Here is a 20502-nt window from a genome sequence, read left to right as displayed (position 1 = left end):
CGAGCGCGCGAGCCGGAGGCTCGCTCAACCCCTCACCCAAGCTTCGCTAGCCAGCAGAGCTGGCAAGCTCCGCTAACCCTCTCCCCTTTCCAGGGAAGAGGGAAGCATGAATGTCGATTGGCCATAACCGAAGAGGGGTGGACAGGGGTCAGGCGGTGATCGCTTCGATCGGCGTGTCGGCCCCCTTGCGCGTCCGCCACACGGCGGCACAGCCCAGCGCGTAAGGCTTGGCCAGCACCGTCGATACCGTCATGTAGCGCGCGGTGGCGGTATCGCGGGTCAGCGTCAGGTACAGATAGCCCTTGTCGTCCTGGTCGCAGAAACGGACGACCTTCGGATTGGCCGCCGCGATCTCGCGCCCGATGCCGGGCATCAGGTCGCCCCAGGACGGGCTGGTAACGGACGTACCCGCAAACTCCGCCGCGACCAGCTTGCCGTTCGTATCGTACAGGTCGTTGGCCCAGGCGGCATGACTGTCGCCCGAGACGACGACGGGCCGTGATCCCGCCCGCTGGAACGCCGCATAAAGCCGTTCGCGCGCCGCCGGATACCCGTCCCAGCTGTCGAAATTGAGCGGCAGGCCCGCGCGATACGAGGCCTGCGCCTCGCCCAGCTGACGTCGCTCGCTTTCCGACAGCCGCTCGGTCAGCTTCGCATAGCCCTGCGGCCCCATCTGCTTTTCCAGATCGGGCCCGTCGATCCGCGCCATCACCACCTGATTGCCGATGACCTGCCACGGCGTCCCCGCCTTGACCGAGGCGCTCAGCGTCCGCTCGATCCAGTCGAGCTGGCCCGCGCCCAGCAATTCGCGATCGGGCCGCGCGCGCTCGGCCAGCATCGCGGCATATTCGTCGGGCTGGGGCGCTTCGCCCTTGGCCGCCGTCACCTGCTTCGATCGGGCGAGCAGCCGCGTTTCCAGCATCACCAGCGTCGCGAGATCGCCGAAATCGAAGCTGCGGTTGATCGCCTCCCACGGCTGGCCCAGCTTGGGGTCGCGGATCGGCATCCATTCGAAATAGGCCTGCATCGCCGCCGCCTTGCGCTTGCCCCAATCGCCTTCGGTCGCGGGCTGGTGATTCTCCGCGCCGCCGATCCAGTCGTCATTGGCGACCTCGTGATCGTCCCAGACGCAGATGAAGGCGGCGCGGGCGTGCGCGGCCTGCATGTCGGGATCGCGCTTCACCTGGGCATGGCGCTGGCGATAATCGGCCAGCGTCACGATCTCGTGCGCGGGCTCGGGAAGGCGGTTCAGCTGATGCCCGATCTTCGTGCCATAGCCGTCCGCGCCATATTCATAGATATAGTCGCCCAGATGGACCACCGCGTCGAGCCGCTCGGTCCGGGCGATCGCGTCATAGGCGTTGAACAGGCCGCCGGGATAGAGCTGGCACGACACCACCGCCAGCGCCAGTTCCTCGACCCGCCCGCGCGGCAAGGTGCGGAAGCGGCCCTCGGGCGAACGCTGGCCGCCCGCCGTCTCGAACCAGTAACGATAGTCGCGCCCCGGTTGCAGCCCCGCCACCTCGACCTTGGCGGTGAAGTCACGTGCCGCGCGCGCCGCGACCCGGCCGGTGTGGAGGCCCACCGCATCGGCGCCGCCGATCGGCGCGACATGCCAGGTCAGGGGGATATCCCCCGCCTGCCCTTGCGTCGGCGTCGCGCGGGTCCACAGGATCGCGCCGACGGGCGAGGGATCGCCGCTGGCCACGCCATGATCGAACCGTACCGCCGGAGCCGCCGCCTCGACCAGCGTCGTCGGCAGGGCCAGGCCGGCCCCGCTTCCCATCAGCGCCATCGCCCGGCGTCGGTTCATCATCGTCATCATGTCGGTCCTTTCAGGCCGCACGGCTAGGCGCGGCGCGCGACAGTCCGATGGCGGAGCCGTGACGGTTCGACGACAACATCGCTTGTCATCGAAATGACATGCCGTGGACACCGGCTGGTAATCCCTTGCCCTTAAGCGCGCCGAAACGGGGTATATCCGGGGGGCAAACATGAATTCGACGATCGGCCGCATCAGCGCGGCTGTGCTGCTGGCAGGCCTGTCTCAGGCCGCCTTCATCCAGGCGGCGACGGCACAGGCGATGGTCCAGCCGCAGCAGGACGCGCGAGACGCGGATGACAATCCCGATGTGATCGTCACCGCGCAGAAGCGCGAGCAACGGATCGAGGACGTGCCCGTCACCGTCACCGCCGTCACCGGCGCCCGCATGGCCGATCTGGGCGTCAACTCGCTCTCCGAGGTCGCGCAATATATTCCCGGCCTCCAGATCCAGGAGCAGAGCGCGAACAATCCCGGCTTCGTGATCCGGGGCATCACCTCGGACTCCGGCTCGGCGCAGCAGGGTGCGCGCGTCACGCTCTATTATAACGGCGTGGACATCAGCCGGACGCGCGGCGCCTATCAGGACCTGTACGATATCGAGCGGATCGAGGTGGTGAAGGGGCCGCAGGCGACCCTGTTCGGCACCGCCGCCGCCGTTGGCGCGATCAGCATCATCTCCGCCAAACCGCGGGCCGGGACCGAGGGCGGCATCCTGGCCTCCTATGGCAATTTCGACCGCGCCCAGGTGTCGGGCTATCTGAACGCGGGCAACGACACGCTCGCCGGACGGATCGCCTTCGCGTATAAATATCGCGACGGCTATGTCCGCAACATCGCGGGCGATCCCAAGGTCGCGAACCAGAATCAGGGCCGTATCGACCAGGACGACCTCAACGGTCAGGACCAGCGGGGCGTTCGCGGGTCGCTGCGCTGGACGCCCAACCCGTCGCTCACCGCCGATCTGGTGCTGACCTATGACGGACAGCGCAATCCCGGCACCGCCTTCAAGAGCCGCGTCTTCGCCCCCACCGGCGGCCAGACCGGCGATTACGGCTATGCCGAACTGTCCGGCTCGCCCCTCTCGGCCGAGGTGCTGGGCAAGCGCAAGCTGGGGCTGACCCGCAACGTCTATGACGCGAACCTGACGGTCGCGGTCGATGTCGCGCCGGGCATTACCTTCACCACGGTCAACGGCTATCGCCGGTTCGACGCACTCGAAATCTTCGACGCCGATGGCGGCCCGGCCTGGTATCTGGAGTTTGGTGAGGATGCCAAGGGTGACCAGTGGAGCCATGAAAGCCGCTTCGCCTTCGACGGCACGCATTACCGCGCCTCGTTCGGCTGGAACGCCTTTTTCGAGAACGGCCAGCAGCGCGTGCCCTTCTCGACGGAGGAAGGCACCTATCTCGCCTGTTCCGTCACCCCGCTCTTCGCTCCCGTCCGCCAGCTTCTGAACGGCGCGGGGCTGCCGACCGGCACCGCCTGCGTCGCCGCCAACGGCAGCATCCCGGCGACCCGCGCCACCGCGCTCCTGTCGCGCGGCGCGGCGATGGTGCTGCCCTACAGCGCCAGCTTCGCCAATTACGGGCGCAACAATACCTATTCGGTGTTCGCTGACGCGACCTGGCTGCCGACCCCCGCGCTGGAGCTGACCGCCGGTGCCCGCGTCCTGATCGAGGATCGCAAGTCGGGCTATAGCAACGTCATGCCCGACAGCCGCCTGCTCGCGGGTGCGGGCGTTTTCACCAGCCTGCTCGGCGCAGCCAATACCAAGGGCCAGTTGTTCGAGGCGCAGCGCAGCTATGCCGCCATCCTGCCGCGTTTCAACGCGCTCTATCGGCTGAGCGACGACGTGAACCTCTATGCGACGGTCAGCAAGGGTCGCCGCTCGCCGGTGGTGCAGCTCGACGCCCAGCGTATCGTGCCGCTGAGCGTCGCCAATTCGGGCGCGATCCCCCGGCTTCAGATCATTCCGGCGGAAAATGTCTGGAATTACGAGGGCGGTATCAAGGGGCGGGTCGGCCCCTTCTCGGGCGCGGCCTCCGTCTTCTACCAGCGGTACAAGGGTTTCCAGGTCTCGGTGTTCGAGAACGGCCTGGCCGTGACGCGCAGCGCCGGGTCGGCCAACAATCTGGGTGTCGAGCTGGAGGCCAATGTCGCGGTGCATCGCTGGCTCAGCCTGTTCGGCACCTTCGCCTATATCGATGGCGGCATCGGCGATGATCCGTCGAACGGCGTCTTTGCGGGCAACCGCTTCCGCCTCCAGCCCGACACCACCGCGTCGGGCGGCGCGAACGTGCGCATCCCGCTGGGCACCTCGGCGACCTTCTATGCGACGCCCAGCGCCACCTATCGCTCGAAAGTGTATTTCGAGCTGCCGAACAGCGAGGCGATCTCGCAGGGCGGCTATACGCTGGTCAATCTGCGCGCAGGCGTCGAGTTCGGCGACCAGGGCCGTTTCCATGTCGGCGGTTTCGCGCGCAACCTGACGAACAAGCGCTATCTGATCGATGCGGGCAATACCGGCGGCACCTTCGGCACCCCGACTTATATCGCAGGCGAACCGCGCTTCTACGGCGTGGAGCTGGGTGCGCGTTTTTGATGAATATCCTCACCGTGCAGGGGAGGATGACGTACACTTAACTGCTTCCTAACCCCTGGCCGCTACAGCGGCGCATGGGGCCATGGGTTGGGAAGCGGATATCGTGCTGCGCTGGTTGATGTTGGTGGCGGGCCTTGGGGTTGCCACCTCCTGCACGCCCGTCCGCGAACGTTCGGCGCATCTGACGCTGGACGTGCCGCCGCCGACCGCGCGGACCCTGCTCCGCCAGCTTGCCCTCGATGTGCCCGACACCGACCTGCCCGAGGCGATCAGCGGCAATACCCCCATCGAAATGGCCGCCGCTCCTGCCTTCAGCGGCATCGCCCGGACCGCGACCGACGCGGCCCGCGCCGCCGAGTGCCTGACCGCCGCCATCTATTACGAGGCCCGCTCCGAGCCGGTCGAGGGACAGCGCGCGGTGGCGCAGGTCGTGCTGAACCGCGTCCGCGACCGGGCCTTCCCCAAGAGCATTTGCGGCGTCGTCTATCAGGGGTCGGAACGGTCGACCGGCTGCCAGTTCAGCTTCACTTGCGACGGATCGATGCTGCTGCCCCGCGACCCCGCCGCCTGGACCCGCGCCGCCGCCGTGGCGCAGGCCGCGCTGGCCGGGCTGGTCTATGCACCGGTGGGGGCGGCAACCTTCTACCATGCGAATTACGTGCTGCCCTGGTGGGCCTCCAGCCTCAGCCGGATCGGCTCGGTCGGCACGCATATCTTCTATCGCTGGCGCGGGGCACTGGAGCGCGACCTGTCCTTCCGCCAGGATTATGCGGGGGTGGAGCCGAACATCCCCGTCCCCGCCGCTGTCCCGAACCCCGCCGCCGCGCCGATGGCCGAGGCGATGTACGGCGTGACCATCCATCGCGGCGAGAAGCGGGCCGAGGCGACGATCGGAGCCGGGGCCGGAACTCCCGATGCGAAACCAACGCCGGTATCGACGGCGGGCGTGCGCATCCACCGCAACGGCTTTGCCCATGGCGGCGGGGAAACGGTGTCCGGCGTAGTGGTGGGCGAGGAAAGCGATCCGGGCTGATCGCGCGCCGCGCCGTACCCCCGCGCAGGCGGGGGTACGCATCTGTGCGGGATTTTACTGGTCGATCATATCGATCCACTCGGGCAGGTCGCCCAGTCGCTCCAACTGGCGGAAGCGGGGATGGTCGACCGGCGTTTCGCCCGCCTCATGGCTCCACGCCAGCGGTTGCGGGATATAGGCGGCCCAGGCCCCTGCCTTGAGTGCGGGCAGCACGTCGGAGCGCATCGAGTCCCCCGCCATCACTCCCTGCTCCGGCGCGACGCCGTGGCGGGCGAAGATGCCCCGGAAAGTATCGGGCGTCTTGTCGCTGACGATCGCCACGTCATCGAAATGCGAACCCAGCCCGGATGCCGCCAGCTTCGCCTCCTGATGCAGCAGGTCGCCCTTCGTCACCAGCACCAGCTTTCCCCGCTCGCGCAACGCCTCGATCGTGTCGGCAATGCCGTCGAGCAGTTCGACCGGATGCGCCAGCAATTGCCGCCCCGCCTCCAGCACCCGTGCGATCAGGTCGGTGGGCAGGGCCGGCCCCGCCAGTTCCACCGCCGTCTCGATCATCGACAGGGTGAAGCCTTTGGCCCCATAGCCATAGAGCCGGAGGTTGCGCGCCTCGCACGCCTCCAGCGTGGCGCGGGCCACCCGTGCCTCGGCAAAGGGGGCGAGCAGGCCGACCAGCGCTTCCTCGGTCGCCGCGAAGTGCCGCATATTGTGCCAGAGCGTATCGTCCGCATCGAGGCAGATCAGCGCGATCGTCATCGAGTGTCTCCCATATGGCCCGACGTCCTTGGTCGCGTTTCCATCACAGCTCGCGGATCAGGCGCAAGCCCAAACGCGGTCGGAACCGCTCGCCGCGTGCCTTTTCCGCGCCGACGCCGCCCTGCACCCCCAGCTTGCCGATCGCGCGGTGGACCTGCGGCATCAGCAGCCAATAGGCACCCTGCCCATTTTGCCGGTTCAGTTCCAGGCCCAGCACCGTATCCGGATTTACGTCGTAGAAGGTCGAATGGTTGATGATCGTCCCGGTCTCGTTGCCCTCGCGCAGGGTCACGTCGCCGACGCCCAGCATCGTCATGGTGCTCCACCGCTCGCCGAAACGATTGCCGAGCAGCCATAACAGGGTCGAGGTCCAGCCGCCTTCCTCGCGGTCGTGCAGCCCCAGATACTGGACGCCGTGAACGCTGCGCCCGCCCCGAAAGGTGCCCAGCCGCTTCTGAAGCCCCATCTTGTACTGGACGACGCGCGAATTGACGAGCGGCAGTTCCAGCTCGACCGCGAAGCCGTCCGCCACCGCCAGTTCGACCTCCGGCGCCCATTCCAGTTCACGGCGCGGGCCGGTCAGGTCGCGCTGGGCCAGCGTGTTGACCTCGATCTCGCCCGCCCTCGCGGTCAGCGGACGGATCATGTCGAACACCATCGGCTCCGGGATGTCGGGGCCGGTCTGGGCGGCGGCCGGAACGCCGAAGAGCATAAGGGCCATTGTCGAGAAAGCCAGGCGGCCGGTCATGAACATCGTGAAACTCCCAAGCATTACGCAGAACCGCGGTGCCGGGGGCCATGGCCGCCGAACGGATCAGGACGCGTGGGGTTCGTACCGCCGCGCCCCCGCGCCCATTGCCGCCTGAATCCCCATGACCAGCGCATCCACCGTGAAGGGCTTGGTCAGCAATTGCATACCCGGCGACAGATGCCCGCTGTTCAGCACCGCATTCTCGGCATAGCCCGTGACGAACATGACATTCAATTCATGTCGCAACTCCCGTGCCGCCTCGGCCAGTTGTCGCCCGTTCATGCCGCCGGGCAGGCCGACATCGGTGACGAGCAGGTCGATACGCTCGGGCGATCGCAGCACGGCCATCCCTTCGACGCTGTCCGCCGCCTCGATCACCCGATATCCCATGTCGCGCAGCACATCGGCGACCATCATCCGCACGGTCGCCTCGTCATCGACGACCAGCACGGTTTCGCCCGCCCCCGATGCGTTGGCCGGGGCACTGACGGCATTGTCACCTTCCAACTCGGCGGGGCCGTGATGACGGGGCAGATACAGGAACACCGTCGTCCCCTCGCCGGGCGCCGAACGGATACGTACCTGCCCGCCGGACTGCTGCGCAAAGCCATAGATCATGCTCAGCCCCAGCCCGGTCCCCTGCCCCAGCGGCTTGGTGGTGAAGAAGGGGTCGAACGCCTTTTCGATCACCTCCGGCGTCATGCCCGTGCCGGTATCGGTGACGCACAGCGCCAGATATTCGCCGTCCGGTATGTCGGCGAAGCGGGCATTGTCGCGGTCCAGGCGGCGATTGACCATCTCGATCGCGATCCGCCCGCCGTCCGGCATCGCGTCGCGGGCGTTGATGCACAGGTTCAGCAGCGCATTCTCCAGCTGCGGCGCGTCGACCAGCACGGTCCACAGGTCGTCCGCGCCTTGCGTCTCCACCGTGATACCCGGCCCGACGGTGCGGCGGATCAGGTCGGTCATCCCGGCGACCAGCGCGGCGATATCGGTCGGCTTGGGGGCCAGCGTCTGCCGCCGGGAAAAGGCGAGCAGCCGGTGGGTCAGCGCCGCCGCACGCCGCGTCGCACCCTGCGCCGCATCCATATAGCGGTCGACGTCGCTCACCCGCCCCTGCGCCAGCCGCAGTGCCATCAGTTCCAGCGAACCCGAAATCCCGGCGAGCAGATTGTTGAAGTCATGCGCCAGGCCACCGGTCAGCTGGCCTACCGCCTCCATCTTCTGGCTCTGGCGCAGCGCCTCCTCGGCGCGCATCAGTTCGGCGGTACGGTCGGCGACACGCTGTTCCAGCTGGTCGGTCAGCGCGCGGAGTTCGGCGATGGCGGTGTCGCGCTCGACCTCCAGCGCGCGGCGCACGCCGACATCGATCAGGACGCCGGGAAACTGGATCGGCGTCCCGTCGGCCGAGTGATCGACCCGACCAATGGCTTCCAGCCAATGGTAATGGCCGTCATGGCGCCGAACGCGATATTGGTGCGCATAGGGACCGCCCCGCGCAATCGCCTCCTGCACCGCCTCCGACAGACCGGCACGGTCGTCGGGATGGACCAGATCGGCCACCTGCTCCAGCTCCACCCCTTCATGCCCCCGTGCGGGGTCAAGTCCGAAATGGCGCGCGAACGGCTCGTCGCAGGTGAAGCGATTGGTCACCAGATCCCAGAACCAGGTGCCGATGATCGCCCCGGCCTCCTGGGCCAGCTGCACCCGCTCGGCATTCAGCCGGGCGCGTGCCTCGCTCTCGCGCAGTTGCTGTTCGGCGCGGACGCGGTCGGTGATGTCGAAGCTGACGCCCGGAAAACGCACGCAACGCCCATGCTCGTCGGCGATGCAGCGGCCCCGCGCCGACACCCAGTGAATGGTGCCATCGGCCTGGACCAATCGATATTCGGAGGCGAAGCGGCCTGCGGCATCGCCTGTGCCCTCCCCCAGTCCGGTCATCGCCTCCGCCACTTCGCGTTTCACGCGCTCTCGGTCATCGGGGTGGATGCCCCGGAAGAACTCGGCGATCGGCAAGCCCTTCTCGGCCGCCGCGGGATCGACCCCGTATATGGTCGCAAAGCGCGGGTCCGAACGGATCGAATCGTTCGTCACGTCCCAGTCCCACATGCCGACATGCGCGCCCGAGCCGAGGGCCAGTTCCAGCCGCTCGTCCGCTTCCCGCTGGTGCCGCTCGGCCAAGACCCGCGCGGTCGTCTCGCCGGTGACGCAGATCATACCGGCGATCTGCCCCCGATCGTCAAAGACCGGCGAATAGGAAAAGGACCAATAGGCCTCTTCGGGCTTGCCCTGGCGCGCCAGGTCGAGTCGCATGTCGGTGACCTGCGCGACCTTGCCCGACAGCGCGACCTCGACGAGGGGCGCGATATCGTCCCAGATGCTGCCCCACAGGATACGAAAGGGCATACCCATCGCGGTCGCCGCGCGATAGCCCAGCATCGGGCGATAGGCGTCGTTATAGAAGGACACGAGATCCGGCCCCCAGACCAGATACATGGGCACCGGGCACGCGATCATCGTCGCGATCTGCGCCTTCAGCGCGGCGGGCCATGTGTCGGGCGCCCCGAGGCTGGTCGTCGTCCAGTCGAAGGCGATCATCTCATCGACGATACGGCCCGATACGCCGTTGAGAAAAGCAAAGGCGGGAGAGTGTACCATCGTGCAACCCTGCAACAGAGTGCGGTCCAGCGCCAGCGTTGAGAATGGACGGGGCAAGACGTCATGGCGGATCGACATTCGCCTTGTTCCTCCCTCGCAAGAGACGGAAAGAGGGGCAAGCCGACCTGCATGTTGCCCCCCTGAGTTCCGGCTTCAAGGTCGCCCGGGGCGCCGGGCCGGCCATTTTGCCCCTGGGTTGATCTGTCCGAGTGACATGGGCGGTCCGCTCGATTACCCCATTCTCGTGACGGCGATCCGCAGCCTGTTCGCGCAACGCCATCTGGCCGTGCTGATCTGCGCGGCCGCGCTGTTGCTCAAGCTGATGATCCCGGCGGGCTATATGATCGGGCAGGTCGATGGTCGGGCGAGGGTCATCCTGTGCCCGGGCAGCGCGCCAGCCCCCGACCCGGTCCCGGTGGCGCATGGCGGGGCCATGGCGATGGACCATGCCACCATGAGCCATGACAGGAGCGGCCACGGTTCCGGGCATTCGGACCCGGATCATGGCCGCGACATACCCTGCGCCTTTGGCGGACTGTCGGCCCCCGGTCTGGCGGCGACCGATCCGATCCAGCTCGCCCTGCTCGTCGCCTTCGTCATGGCGATCGGGTCGGCCATGCCGGTCCTGCCCCGCTCCGTCGCCGCGCCCCATCTGCGGCCGCCCTTGCGGGGACCTCCCGCGCTTTCCTGACCCGTCTCATCCGACGTCCTGCCCTTGGCTGGCGACGTTTCCATGATGCTGCCCCCGCCCCGGCGGGGGTTGGTCGAAAGCATTTTCATGCCGCTTTATCCTATCGGTGCCGGACGAGCCCCTGTCCGGCCAAACGCCTCCGCCGCCTTTCACCGAACCATCTGGCGCTGGCATTTCTGGGCCGGGCTGCTCGTCGCGCCGATCCTGCTCATGCTCAGCCTGACCGGCGCGCTCTACCTGTTCAACGACGAGTTGAACGATGCCATCTATCCAGAGCTTCGCTTCGTCGCACCGCACGACACGAACGTGCCGATGTCGCGGATGATCGAGGCCGCACTCACCGCCTATCCGGGCAGCGCGTCACGGGTCGACATGCCCGACACCGCCAACCGCTCGGCGGTGGTCTTCGTCCAGCCGACCGGGGGGCCGCCGCGCCGCGTCGCGGTCGATCCCGGCACGGGCCGGGTTCTGGGCAGCGTCGTCTATGACCGCACGCTGGTCGGCTGGGCGGATGCCATGCACCGTTCGATACTGATGGGCGTGTTCGGCGAACGGCTGGTCGAGCTGGCCGTCAGCTGGGCGCTGGTCCTGCTCGTCACCGGCGTCATCCTGTGGTGGCCGCCCGGGCGGTTCACGGCGGCGGGGACGCTCTGGCCGCGAAGGAGCGGGCGGGGACGGCGCTTCTGGAGAGACCTGCATGGCCCGGTCGGGGTGTGGACCGTGGTGCTGATCGGTTTCCTGATCGTCACCGGCCTGCCCTGGGCGGGGGTCAGCGGGCCGTTGATCCACCGGGTCGGAGCAGCCCTGGGCGTCGGCTATCCCCCTTCCTTCCGCCAGTACAACATACCCCATAGCGTGCCGATGAAGGCCGCGCTGGGCGATGCGCCCTGGACGCTGGAGGATGCGCCCCTTCCCCAATCCAGAAGGCCGCACGCCGCCATGCCCGCCATGGACGGCGAGCATGCCGATCACGGCCCCGAGACGCCCGGCATGACCCGCGACCCGGCGGTCATTCGCGGCACCGACCGGGTGGCCGCCATCCTGAGCGCGCATGGCTGGTCGGGCAGCTACCGCCTGTTCCTGCCCAAGGGCGCGAACGGGGTCTATACCGTCTTCACCTATCCCGAACGACCGGCGGGGCAGAAGACGCTGTATATCGACCGCTACAACTTCCGGCCGATCGGACCGGAGGTGCGTTATGCCGAATATGGCATTATCGGTCGCGCGGTGGAATCGGGCGTCCAGCTTCACATGGGCAATTATTTCGGCCGTGCGAACCAGTTGCTGATGCTGATCCCCTGCATCGCCATCTGGGTCCTGACGATCAGTGGCGTCGCCATGTGGTGGAAGCGCCGCCCCGCCGGACGGATCGGCGCACCGCCTGCGCTGTCCGGGGCACGGGTCGGCGGGCTGCTTCTGTCGCTGGTGGCGGCGGCGATCGCATTGCCGCTGTTCGGTCTGTCGCTGATCGTCATCGGCCTGCTGGACCGAGCCCTGCTGTGGGGCCGCCATCGCATCGCGATTGAACAGGGTTGAGCGAAGGCCGTTATCCACCCGACATTCGGAAAGGATGACGGCCATGAAGAACAAGGGATTATCGCCGCTGGCGGCGGGTGGCATCGCGGCGGGCGTGCTGGGGCTGAGCGCGCTGATCGGGCGGCGCAACGCCCCCGATCCGTCGCACCCGCGCATCCGCCGCTGGTATCGCCACCTCGACAAGCCCGGTTTCACCCCGCCCGACCAGGTCTTCGGCGCGGTCTGGCCCGTGCTGGAGACGCTGGCGGCGGTCGGCGGTTATCGCCTGCTGCGCCAGCCCGCCTCCCCCGCCCGCAATGCCTCGGTGGCGCTGTGGCTGGGCAACAGCGCGATGATCGGCGGCTGGACCGAGCTGTTCTTCCGCGAACGCCGCACCGGGGCCAGCACCGCCGCCGCCGGAGCCATGGCGGCCGGCACCGCCGCGCTGGCCGCCACCGCCTGGAAAGTCGACCGCCCGGCCTCGGTCAGCGTCATGCCGCTGGCGGCATGGCTGGGCTTTGCGACCCTGCTGGCGGGGGAAGTGTGGCGCCGTAACGCCGACTGACACCTCCCAACATGAACTCCAGATGAAATTAACATGAACTAATTCGCCATCGAAACGTTCGGGGGCGATGCGGGGGAAGATAAGCGCCATTTCGATCGTAACGGCCGGTTTGCTGGCGGGATGCAACACGCATCAATCCACGCTGGCGCCGTTCGGCGCGGATGCGGCCGATATTCGGCATCTTTTCATCATCATGCTGGTCGGCGCGGTGGTGATCGCAGGCGGCGTCGCGCTGCTGATGCGCCATGCCGTCCGTGCGCCCGAAGGATCGATCGACCATCGCAAGGGGATGCGGATCGTCCTGTGGCTGGGCGGGATCATCCCGACCGTCGTGCTGCTCGGCCTTCTCGCCTATTCGCTGCCCTATATGCGCCCTCGCCCGGCCTCGCCCGCCGACCTGACCATCGCGGTGGATGGCGAGCAATTCTGGTGGCGCGTCGCCTATGCGCCGCCGGGCCGTCCGCCGGTGCTGAGCGCCAATGAGATCCGCATCCCGACCGGCCGCACCGTCGCCTTTCGCCTGAGCGGCGGCGATGTGGTCCACAGCTTCTGGATACCGGGGCTGGCGGGCAAGATGGACATGATCCCCGGCCGCATCAACAGCTTGGTCGTGCGCGCCGACAAGCCCGGCCGCTATCGCGGGCAGTGCGCCGAGTTTTGCGGACTGTCCCATGCGCTGATGGCGTTCGACGTCATCGCCATGCCGCCCGCCGCCTTCGACGCGTGGCTGGCCGAACAGGCCCGCCCCGCCCGGCCGGGCGACGCCGCCGGGGCGCGCCTGTTCGCCGAAAACGGATGCGGCGGCTGCCACGGCATTGCGGGCGTCAACGCGCCCAGCAGGATCGGTCCCGACCTGACCCATTTCGGATCGCGCCGGACCCTGGCGGCGGGCATCCTGCCAATGACGGAAGCGAACGTCGCCGCCTTCATCCGCCACCCCGAAAAGACCAAGCCCGGCGTGCGGATGCCGTCCTTCCCCCAATTGTCGGATGACGAGGCGATTGCCCTCGCCCGCTATCTTCAGGGCCTGAAATGAGCCTCCACGCGCAGGACGATCCCCAGCTTCGCGCCGCCCAGGAGGACCGGCTGCGCGCGGTGTGGAAACCACCCAGCGGCCTGTTCCTGCGCTGGACCGACACCAACAACAACCGGGTCGGCGTCTGGTACACGCTGACCGCGTTCGGCTTCATGCTGTTCGCGGGCGTGCTCGCACTCATCATGCGTACCCAGCTGGCGGTGCCGGACAACGACCTCGTCTCGGCGAACACCTTCAACCAGCTGTTCACGTTGCACGGCTCGATGATGATGTTCCTGTTCGCCGTCCCGATGTTCGAGGCGGTGTCGATCATCCTGCTGCCCCAGCTGCTGGGCGCGCGCGACCTGCCCTTTCCCCGCCTGTCGGCATTCGGCTACTGGAGTTTCCTGATCGGCGGCGTGTTCGTCGGCGGCTCTATCTTCTTCAACGCCGCGCCCGATGGCGGCTGGTTCATGTATCCGCCGCTGACCACCCGCACCGACCTGTCAGGGCTGGGCGCCGATATCTGGATGCTGGGCCTGTCCTTCATCGAGGTGTCGTCGGTCGCCGCCGCCGTCGAGCTGATCGTCGGCGTGCTGAAATGCCGTCCGCCGGGGATGCGGCTGAACCTGATGCCGCTTTACGCCTGGTATATCCTGGTTGTGGCGGTGATGATCCTGTTCGCCTTCCCGCCGCTGATCGCGGGCGACCTGTTGTTCGAGATGGAGCGGCTGCTCAACTGGCCCTTCTTCGATGCCGCGCGTGGCGGCGATCCGCTGCTGTGGCAGCACCTGTTCTGGATCTTCGGCCACCCGGAAGTCTATATCGTCTTCCTGCCCTCCATCGCGCTATTCGCGATGATGATCCCGACCTTCGCGCAAAGGCATCTGCTCGGCTATCCGTGGATCGTGCTGGCCGCCGTCGGCACCGCCTTCCTGTCGTTCGGCCTGTGGGTCCACCACATGTTCGCGACCGGCCTGCCCAAGATCAGCCTGGCCTTCTTCTCCGCCGCCTCGGAGGCCGTCGCGATCCCGACGGGCGTGCAGATCTTCGCCTTCATCGCCACGCTCTGGGCGGGCAAGGTGAAATGGTCGACGCCTTTGCTCTATGCGTCGGGCAGCCTCGCGGTGTTCGTCATCGGTGGGCTGACCGGGGTGATGGTCGCGGTCGCGCCCTTCGACTGGCAGGCGCACGACACCTATTTCATCGTCGCGCATCTCCATTACGTGTTGATCGGCGGCACGCTGCTGCCGCTGTTCGGCGGGCTTTATTATTACTGGCCGCTGATCACCGGCAAGAAGCTGTCCGACCGGCTGGGGCGCATCGCCTTCTGGATCATGTTCGTCGGCATCAACCTGACCTTCTTCCCGATGCATCTGTCGGGACTGGAGGGGATGCCGCGCCGCGTCTTCACCTACCCGGAAGAACTCGGCATCGGCTGGTTGAACCTTGCCTCCACCGCCGGTTCGTACATGTTCGCGGCGGGTGTATTGGTACTGGTCGTCGACCTGGCGCTGTCGCCGACGCGCGCCAAGTCGCCGCGCAACCCGTGGAATGCGGGCACGCTGGAATGGCTGGCGCATCCGGATGACGAGGATTGGGGCATCCGATCGGTGCCGCTGGTCGAGAGCCGCTATCCGATCTGGGACCAGAAGAATTTCGTCGCCAAGGTCGATGAAGGCCGCTTCTTCCTGCCCGATGCCGAGGAAGGCCGCCGCGAGACGATCATCACCTCTGTTCTCGACGCAAAACCCGTCTCGGTGATCCGGCTGGGCACCCCCAGCGTCAAGCCGATGCTGACCGCCGTCGCGCTGGGCAGCGTGTTCATCCTGACCACCTATCACCTCTACCTGATCGCGGCGCTGGGCGGTGTGGTGACGCTCGGCTGCATCCTGTGGTGGCTGTGGGACACCGCCGAGATTCCGGAAAAGCCCGAAAAGCCGATCGGGCACGGCATGCGCCTGCCGCTCTATATCTCCGGCCCGGCCGCGCCCGGCTGGTGGGCGATGTTCATCACGATGATGGCCGATGCCACCGCCTTTTCGGGGCTGGTCTTCGGCTATTATTTCTACTGGACCATCCATCCCGATTTCGGCGCAGGCTTTGACGGGCCGGGCAGCGCGGGACCGCTGGTCGCGCTGGGCCTTTCACTGGCCAGCTGGGCCGCCACGCTGATCGCGCGCGAGGTGCATCACCGGGGTTCGGTCAATGCCGCGCGCGGGCTGCTGGTCGCGGGGGCCGTCGCGGCCATCGCCAGCCTGTTCGCCGGAACAAGGTGCCTGGACGGTCTGGACCCGGAGGCCAATGTCTATCCGGCCATCGTCTGGGTGCTGGTCGTCTGGACCGTCGTCCATGCCGTCATCGCGACGATCATGCAGCTTTATACGCTGGCGCGCAGCATCGCAGGCAAGATGACGCCGTTCCATGACGCGGATATTCGCAACATCACCGTCTATATGCATTTCTTCGCGCTGACCGCGATCGTCACCTATCTGACCATCGGCCTGTTTCCGGAGACGGGGCTGTGAAGCGCTGGCTGAAGGGCGCGCACCGACTGCGCGTCACCCTCTGGACGCTGATCGTGCCGCCGACGACCTGGGCGGTGCATTTCCTCTTCTCCTATCTCTGGGTCGCGATCTCGTGCGAGCGGATCGGGAAATGGGCGCTGTTCCCCACCGCCTTCGCGATCGGAACGGTCGTCGCGCTGGTCGTCATCGTCGCCTCGGGCGTCATCGCGTGGCAGCAGTCCCGCACGCCGGGCGATCCGCCGCCGCATAACGAGGGCACCGACATCGATCGGCTGCGCTTCCTGGCCTATTCGACGATGCTGCTGGCGGGGTTGAGCTTCGTCGCGGTCATCTTCACCGCCATGCCCGTCCTGATGCTGGGCGATTGCCGATGAAGCGCAGCTGGTTGATGCTGGGGCTGGCTCTGTTGTCGGTCGGCTGGGCCTTCAGCACATGGGGCATGACCGGGCATATGGTCGCGCACATGATCGCCGTGGCGGTCGCCGCGCCGCCGATCGCGCTGGGACTTCAGGGTACACGTTTCGATCCGGCGCTTCGTCTACCCCGGCTCGCCACCCCGCTGGCCGCCGCCATGGTCGAGGCGGTCGTGGTCTGGGGCTGGCATGTCCCGGCGCTGCGGCGGCTGGCGGACCATGGGCTGGTCTGGCTGGTCGCCGAACAGATGAGTTTCCTGGCGGTCGGCCTGCTGCTCTGGGCCGCCGTGCTCGCACCGCGCCACCGAGCCGCCGGGGTCGCGGCCCTGCTCGTCACCTCGATGCATATGACCCTGCTGGGCGCGCTGATCGGCCTCGCCCCGCGGCCGCTCTACAGCCATCATGACATGGGGGCGCTGGCGGATCAGCAGATGGCGGGCGTCGTGATGCTGCTGGTCGGCGGCGTCGCCTATCTGTGCGGCGGGCTGGCGATGCTCGCGCGCCTGCTCCAGACCAAAGAGGAAGCGCACGCATGACGATCCGCATCACCTGGAAGCGGGCGCTGGCGGCTCTGCTCGGCCTGGCGCTGCTGGGCATGGGCGTGGCCTGGTCGGGCATGATCAACCTCGCCGCCTCCAGCGGGCATTGGGCGATCACCGACTGGTTCCTCCACTGGGCGATGCGCAATTCGGTGCGCACCCATGCCGCCTTCACCGCCCCCAAGGACCCCGCCGACGCCAGCGGGCTGGTGAGCGCGGCCGGGCATTTCGCCAATAGCTGCGCCGTCTGTCACGGCGCGCCCGGGCAGAAGCCTGCGCCGGTCATGCAGGCCGCCACCCCGCCCGCGCCCGACCTGTCGGTCAACGCGCGCGAATGGACCGACAAGCAGCTGTTCTGGATCCTCCAGCACGGCGTAAAATATACCGGCATGCCCGCCTGGGCCGTGCAGGACCGCCAGGACGAGGTGCGTCGCATGGTCGCGTTCGTCCGCCGCCTGCCGGGCATGACGCCCGCCCAATATCGCGCGCTGGTCGCCGAAGCCTCACCCGCCGTCGACCCCGACAATTGCACCGGGTGCCATGGCAAGGACGGCCGGGGTCGCGGCGCGCCCGACATTCCGATCCTGGGCGGCCAAAGCCCCGAATATCTGCTCGCCGCGCTGAAGGGCTATGCCAACGGCACCCGGTCGAGTGCGGTGATGCAGCAGGTCGCGATGCGGATGGAGCCCGCCGACATGGAGGCCGCCGCGCGTCGCTTCGCCGCGATGCCGGGGCTGGGTGCGCAACCTGCGGGCGATGCGGCGGCGGCGCAGATCGTCGAGCGCGGACTGCCCGACAAGCAGCTGCCCGCCTGTGTCAGCTGTCACACGCCCGGCAAACCCTATCCGGTCCTCGCCGGACAGCGGGCAAGCTATATCGCCGCGCGCCTGCGCCATTGGCAGGGCGACAAGAATATCGTCGACGCGCGCAAGAGCCACGCGACGATGCCCGTCATTGCACGGCGCATCCCGAAGGACATGATCGACCCCATCGCCCGCTATCTGGCGGGGAATGGGGGACGCTGAGCCTTGCTCCAGCGGTGAGATTTCAGGCGGATGTTCGTCCGGAGTGGCCGGGCAGCACCGATGTTGCGCCACGTCGGCGTGCGAGCGCCGACCGGGTGAATATCGACAGGAATCCCCGAACGACGCCGTACAGTCGCGCCGAGGTCATGCAGCGCGCGCCCGGCGGATATCGGACGTCACATCCGCCGAGGTCGTCGAGCGGGTCACCGCCTCGCGTCGGCAGCGGTTCGAGAGCGCAGCTGAAGACGCTGTCCACCGGAATGACGCCGGATGCGACGCCCAACGCACAGCCGCGGGCCATGCTGGAGCAATGGACGTCGCTGAAAGGGTATGCGTCGATCGGTGACGCCCCGGCGCTCAAGAACTTCGCAAGCGATTTGATCCCGACCGTGACGGCGCATCTGAACATGGCGAAGGGTCCGAAGGCGTGACGCGATCGGCCTCCGGCACTATCGAGTCATGGATCGCCCCGAGGGATGAACATGGTAATCGCCATGTCCATCCCGTTGCTTCTGGGGTGCGAGGATTGCATTTGAACAACCAGGGCGGGGAAGGCTTGGTAAAACAGGGTGACGAGTAGCGCTGCCTGAAGCCGCCGTTCGGCCTGAACGCAGTCGAAGGTCCAGGGAGGGCGTATGGCTGTTCCCCCGCTTTCAGATGCGCCGCTTGCGGCACGCTCAGCGTAAGCGCGTCGTGGGGACTGCAGATTATGCGGCTTGCGCGGTTGGCTGATCTGCCGGCGACATCCAGTTCCAGGGCATGATGTCGTCCCAGCGGCTGGCAGGCCGGTCGCCTACGACTTTGGCGATAACGTCGGCGATATAGGCCTTCGGGTCGACGCCGTTCGCCTTGCAGAGCCTGCCCCGGCGAAGGCCGGGGTCTGGATGACGGTATAGATGGCCGCGGCGCGCTCGCCGCCTGCGCGAGAACCGGCGAACAACCAGTTGCGGCGTCCGACGGCCACACCGCGCAACGCACGCTCAGCGATGTTGTTGTCGATCTCGAGACGCCCGTCCTCCAGGAAGCGCGACAGCGCCGGCCAGCGCTTCGTGCCATAGGCGATGGTTCGCCATGTCGGACCCAGGCGACAGACGACGCAGGGCGGCGTTGAGCACCTCGCGCAAGGCATCGACCAGCGGCCGGCTTTTCTCCTGCCGGCTTCGGCATCGCACGTCGGGCGGTTGGCCGCGCACCTCGGCCTCGACGGCATAGAGCGCGCCGATCCGCCCAAGGATGTCGGTGGTCAGCGGCGTGGACGACCGCTCGTGCAGATCGAAGACCTTGCGCCGGAAATGCGCCCAGCACGCGACCTCGGTGGCGCCACCACGATACAGTCCGTCATAACCGGCATAGGCATCGGCCTGGAGAAAACCGCGAAACCCCGCGAGATGCGCCATCGGGTGTGCGGCAGTACGGTCGGGCGTGAAGCGATACCAGGTCGCACGCGGTGCCGTGCTGCCGGACGCCTGGTCGTCGACGGCATAAACCCACAGCCGCCCGGTTGCCGTCTTGCCCCGACCGGGGTCGAGCACCGGCGCGGGCGTGTCCCCGGCCTTCGCCGGGGCAGGCTCGGCGTGGATCTTGTCGGCCTTGAGGACTTCGTCGCGCATGCGGCTGACGATGGGGTCGAGGAGCACCGCGGCCTGTCCGGTCCAGCCCGCCAGCGTCGAGCGGTCGATGTCGAGCCCTTGCGCCGCCATCATCTCGGCCTGGCGGTAGAGCGGCGGATGGTGGTTGAACTTGGAGACGACGACATGCGCCAGCGTGGCGAAGGTCGCCTTGCCCCGCGCGATGGCGCTCACCGGCACGGGCGCCTGAACAATCTTTTCACAGGACCGGCAGCTGTATTTGGGGCGAACGTTGCGCACGGCCCGCCAGCGCACCGGCACGATGTCGAGCATCTCGTGCGCATCTGACCCAAGCGGGCGCAACGCACCGCCGCAGTCCGGGCAGGTGCAGGCATCCGAAGCTGGTTCGTGGAGGACCTCCTCGCGCGGCAGATGTTCCGGCAGACTGCGGACGGGCACCGGCCGCGCCGCTGTCGGCCACCTCGAGCGCAGGCGCATCGTGCTCCGTTTCCGGTTTCTCCAGCGCCAGTTCGAGCTGCTCGATCTCGCGGCCGAGCTTCTCGGACGAGGCACCGAACTGCATCCGCCGCAGCCGGGCGATCTATCCGCGCAGGGTATCGATGAGCTGGTCGCGGGCAGCGAGTGCGGCATTGGCCCGGGCGAGCGAGACCTCCAGCGCGGCGATCCGCGCAGTGACATCAGCAGGGGAAGCGAGGGGAGTGTCAGGAATTTCGTGTGTGGGCGGGCATAACGGGAAGGAAGGAGCCCCGATATGTCTCGACGCAAAGAGCCTGCGATACCGAACGAGCTGCTGGATCAATTGCTGGCTGGCGGTGACGCCGGCGCCGCGCTGGCGCAGGGCGGCCTGCTGGACGCGCTGAAGAAGGCGCTGAGCGAGCGCGCGCTGAATGCCGAGATGGATCATCACCTGGCCGGGGAAGACGGAGCCGGAAACTCCCGCAACGGCTACGGTCGGAAGACGATAACGACCGATACCGGCAAGCTGGCGATCGACGTGCCG

16 protein-coding genes and 1 pseudogene are annotated in these 20502 nt (G+C 67.5%); 12 read left to right on the top strand and 5 right to left on the bottom strand.

What is annotated here, in order from left to right; genetic code table 11:
- Positions 1-148: 148 nt before the first annotated feature.
- On the bottom strand, positions 149-1822 hold the full coding sequence (locus BSZ14_RS12435; protein WP_089413646.1) for an alkaline phosphatase D family protein: 1674 nt from the start codon (positions 1820-1822) through the stop codon (positions 149-151).
- A 172-nt stretch (positions 1823-1994) separates the two neighbouring features.
- On the opposite strand from BSZ14_RS12435, the gene BSZ14_RS12430 reads away from it, so the two are divergent.
- Together BSZ14_RS12430 and BSZ14_RS12425 are read left to right on the top strand one after the other, a co-directional pair.
- Positions 1995-4427: a TonB-dependent receptor gene (locus BSZ14_RS12430; RefSeq protein WP_076711173.1), complete on the top strand. Its 2433-nt coding sequence runs from the start codon at positions 1995-1997 to the stop codon at positions 4425-4427.
- Positions 4428-4509: 82 nt separating this feature from the next.
- The gene (locus tag BSZ14_RS12425; RefSeq protein ID WP_241823747.1) at positions 4510-5460 is read left to right on the top strand and encodes a cell wall hydrolase; all 951 of its coding nucleotides are present in this window, start codon (positions 4510-4512) and stop codon (positions 5458-5460) included.
- Between the two features lie 54 nt (positions 5461-5514).
- Here the strand turns inward: BSZ14_RS12425 and BSZ14_RS12420 are convergent, their stop codons facing one another.
- The 3 genes from BSZ14_RS12420 to BSZ14_RS12410 form a co-directional block, all read right to left on the bottom strand.
- A complete protein-coding gene (locus BSZ14_RS12420; RefSeq protein ID WP_042483657.1) occupies positions 5515-6213 on the bottom strand; it encodes an HAD family hydrolase in 699 nt (232 codons plus the stop codon).
- 43 nt (positions 6214-6256) lie between these two features.
- Entirely contained in the window at positions 6257-6934 is a 678-nt protein-coding gene (locus BSZ14_RS12415; RefSeq protein ID WP_083748245.1) for a hypothetical protein, read from the bottom strand.
- 93 nt (positions 6935-7027) lie between these two features.
- Positions 7028-9700 carry a PAS domain-containing protein gene (locus BSZ14_RS12410; RefSeq protein WP_198930509.1) on the bottom strand — a complete coding sequence of 891 codons (2673 nt, stop codon included), beginning with the start codon at positions 9698-9700 and terminating at the stop codon, positions 7028-7030.
- Positions 9701-9836: 136 nt separating this feature from the next.
- Between BSZ14_RS12410 and BSZ14_RS12405 the strand changes: the two genes are divergently transcribed.
- The 9 genes from BSZ14_RS12405 (at position 9837) to BSZ14_RS19680 (ending at position 18344) form a co-directional block, all read left to right on the top strand.
- Positions 9837-10313: a hypothetical protein gene (locus BSZ14_RS12405; protein WP_076711165.1), complete on the top strand. Its 477-nt coding sequence runs from the start codon at positions 9837-9839 to the stop codon at positions 10311-10313.
- An 87-nt stretch (positions 10314-10400) separates the two neighbouring features.
- Positions 10401-11849 carry a PepSY-associated TM helix domain-containing protein gene (locus BSZ14_RS12400; RefSeq protein WP_076711201.1) on the top strand — a complete coding sequence of 483 codons (1449 nt, stop codon included), beginning with the start codon at positions 10401-10403 and terminating at the stop codon, positions 11847-11849.
- Positions 11850-11883: 34 nt separating this feature from the next.
- Complete coding sequence (locus BSZ14_RS12395) at positions 11884-12393, top strand: TspO/MBR family protein (protein WP_241823746.1); 510 nt, start codon at positions 11884-11886, stop codon at positions 12391-12393.
- A 67-nt stretch (positions 12394-12460) separates the two neighbouring features.
- Positions 12461-13429 carry a cytochrome c oxidase subunit II gene (gene coxB, locus BSZ14_RS12390; RefSeq protein ID WP_076711164.1) on the top strand — a complete coding sequence of 323 codons (969 nt, stop codon included), beginning with the start codon at positions 12461-12463 and terminating at the stop codon, positions 13427-13429.
- A complete protein-coding gene (gene ctaD / locus BSZ14_RS12385) occupies positions 13426-15936 on the top strand; it encodes a cytochrome c oxidase subunit I (RefSeq protein ID WP_076711163.1) in 2511 nt (836 codons plus the stop codon). The genes coxB and ctaD overlap by 4 nt, the downstream gene beginning before the upstream one ends.
- Complete coding sequence (locus BSZ14_RS12380; RefSeq protein ID WP_076711162.1) at positions 15933-16310, top strand: hypothetical protein; 378 nt, start codon at positions 15933-15935, stop codon at positions 16308-16310. Before ctaD ends, BSZ14_RS12380 begins: the two co-directional genes overlap by 4 nt.
- Positions 16307-16885 (top strand): cytochrome c oxidase assembly protein, encoded by a 579-nt coding sequence (locus BSZ14_RS12375; RefSeq protein ID WP_076711158.1) that lies wholly within the window; start codon positions 16307-16309, stop codon positions 16883-16885. Before BSZ14_RS12380 ends, BSZ14_RS12375 begins: the two co-directional genes overlap by 4 nt.
- Positions 16882-17913, top strand: coding sequence for a c-type cytochrome (locus tag BSZ14_RS12370; protein WP_076711157.1), 1032 nt, complete (start codon positions 16882-16884; stop codon positions 17911-17913). Before BSZ14_RS12375 ends, BSZ14_RS12370 begins: the two co-directional genes overlap by 4 nt.
- A gap of 95 nt (positions 17914-18008) precedes the next feature.
- Complete coding sequence (locus tag BSZ14_RS19680) at positions 18009-18344, top strand: hypothetical protein (protein WP_158069208.1); 336 nt, start codon at positions 18009-18011, stop codon at positions 18342-18344.
- A gap of 276 nt (positions 18345-18620) precedes the next feature.
- On the opposite strand, the pseudogene tnpC reads toward BSZ14_RS19680, so the two are convergent.
- Positions 18621-20211 (bottom strand): annotated as a pseudogene (gene tnpC / locus BSZ14_RS12365) (IS66 family transposase).
- A 42-nt stretch (positions 20212-20253) separates the two neighbouring features.
- Between tnpC and BSZ14_RS12360 the strand changes: the two are divergent.
- A partial coding sequence (locus tag BSZ14_RS12360) for a transposase (RefSeq protein ID WP_198930508.1) occupies positions 20254-20502 on the top strand: 249 nt, incomplete at its 3' end.

Source organism: Sphingomonas sp. Sph1(2015), assembly GCF_001970915.1.
GTDB classification, from domain to species: Bacteria; Pseudomonadota; Alphaproteobacteria; order Sphingomonadales; family Sphingomonadaceae; genus Sphingomonas; species Sphingomonas parapaucimobilis.
The sequence above is the reverse complement of the archived record's forward strand: the minus strand, read 5'-3'. Positions and strand labels throughout refer to the sequence as shown.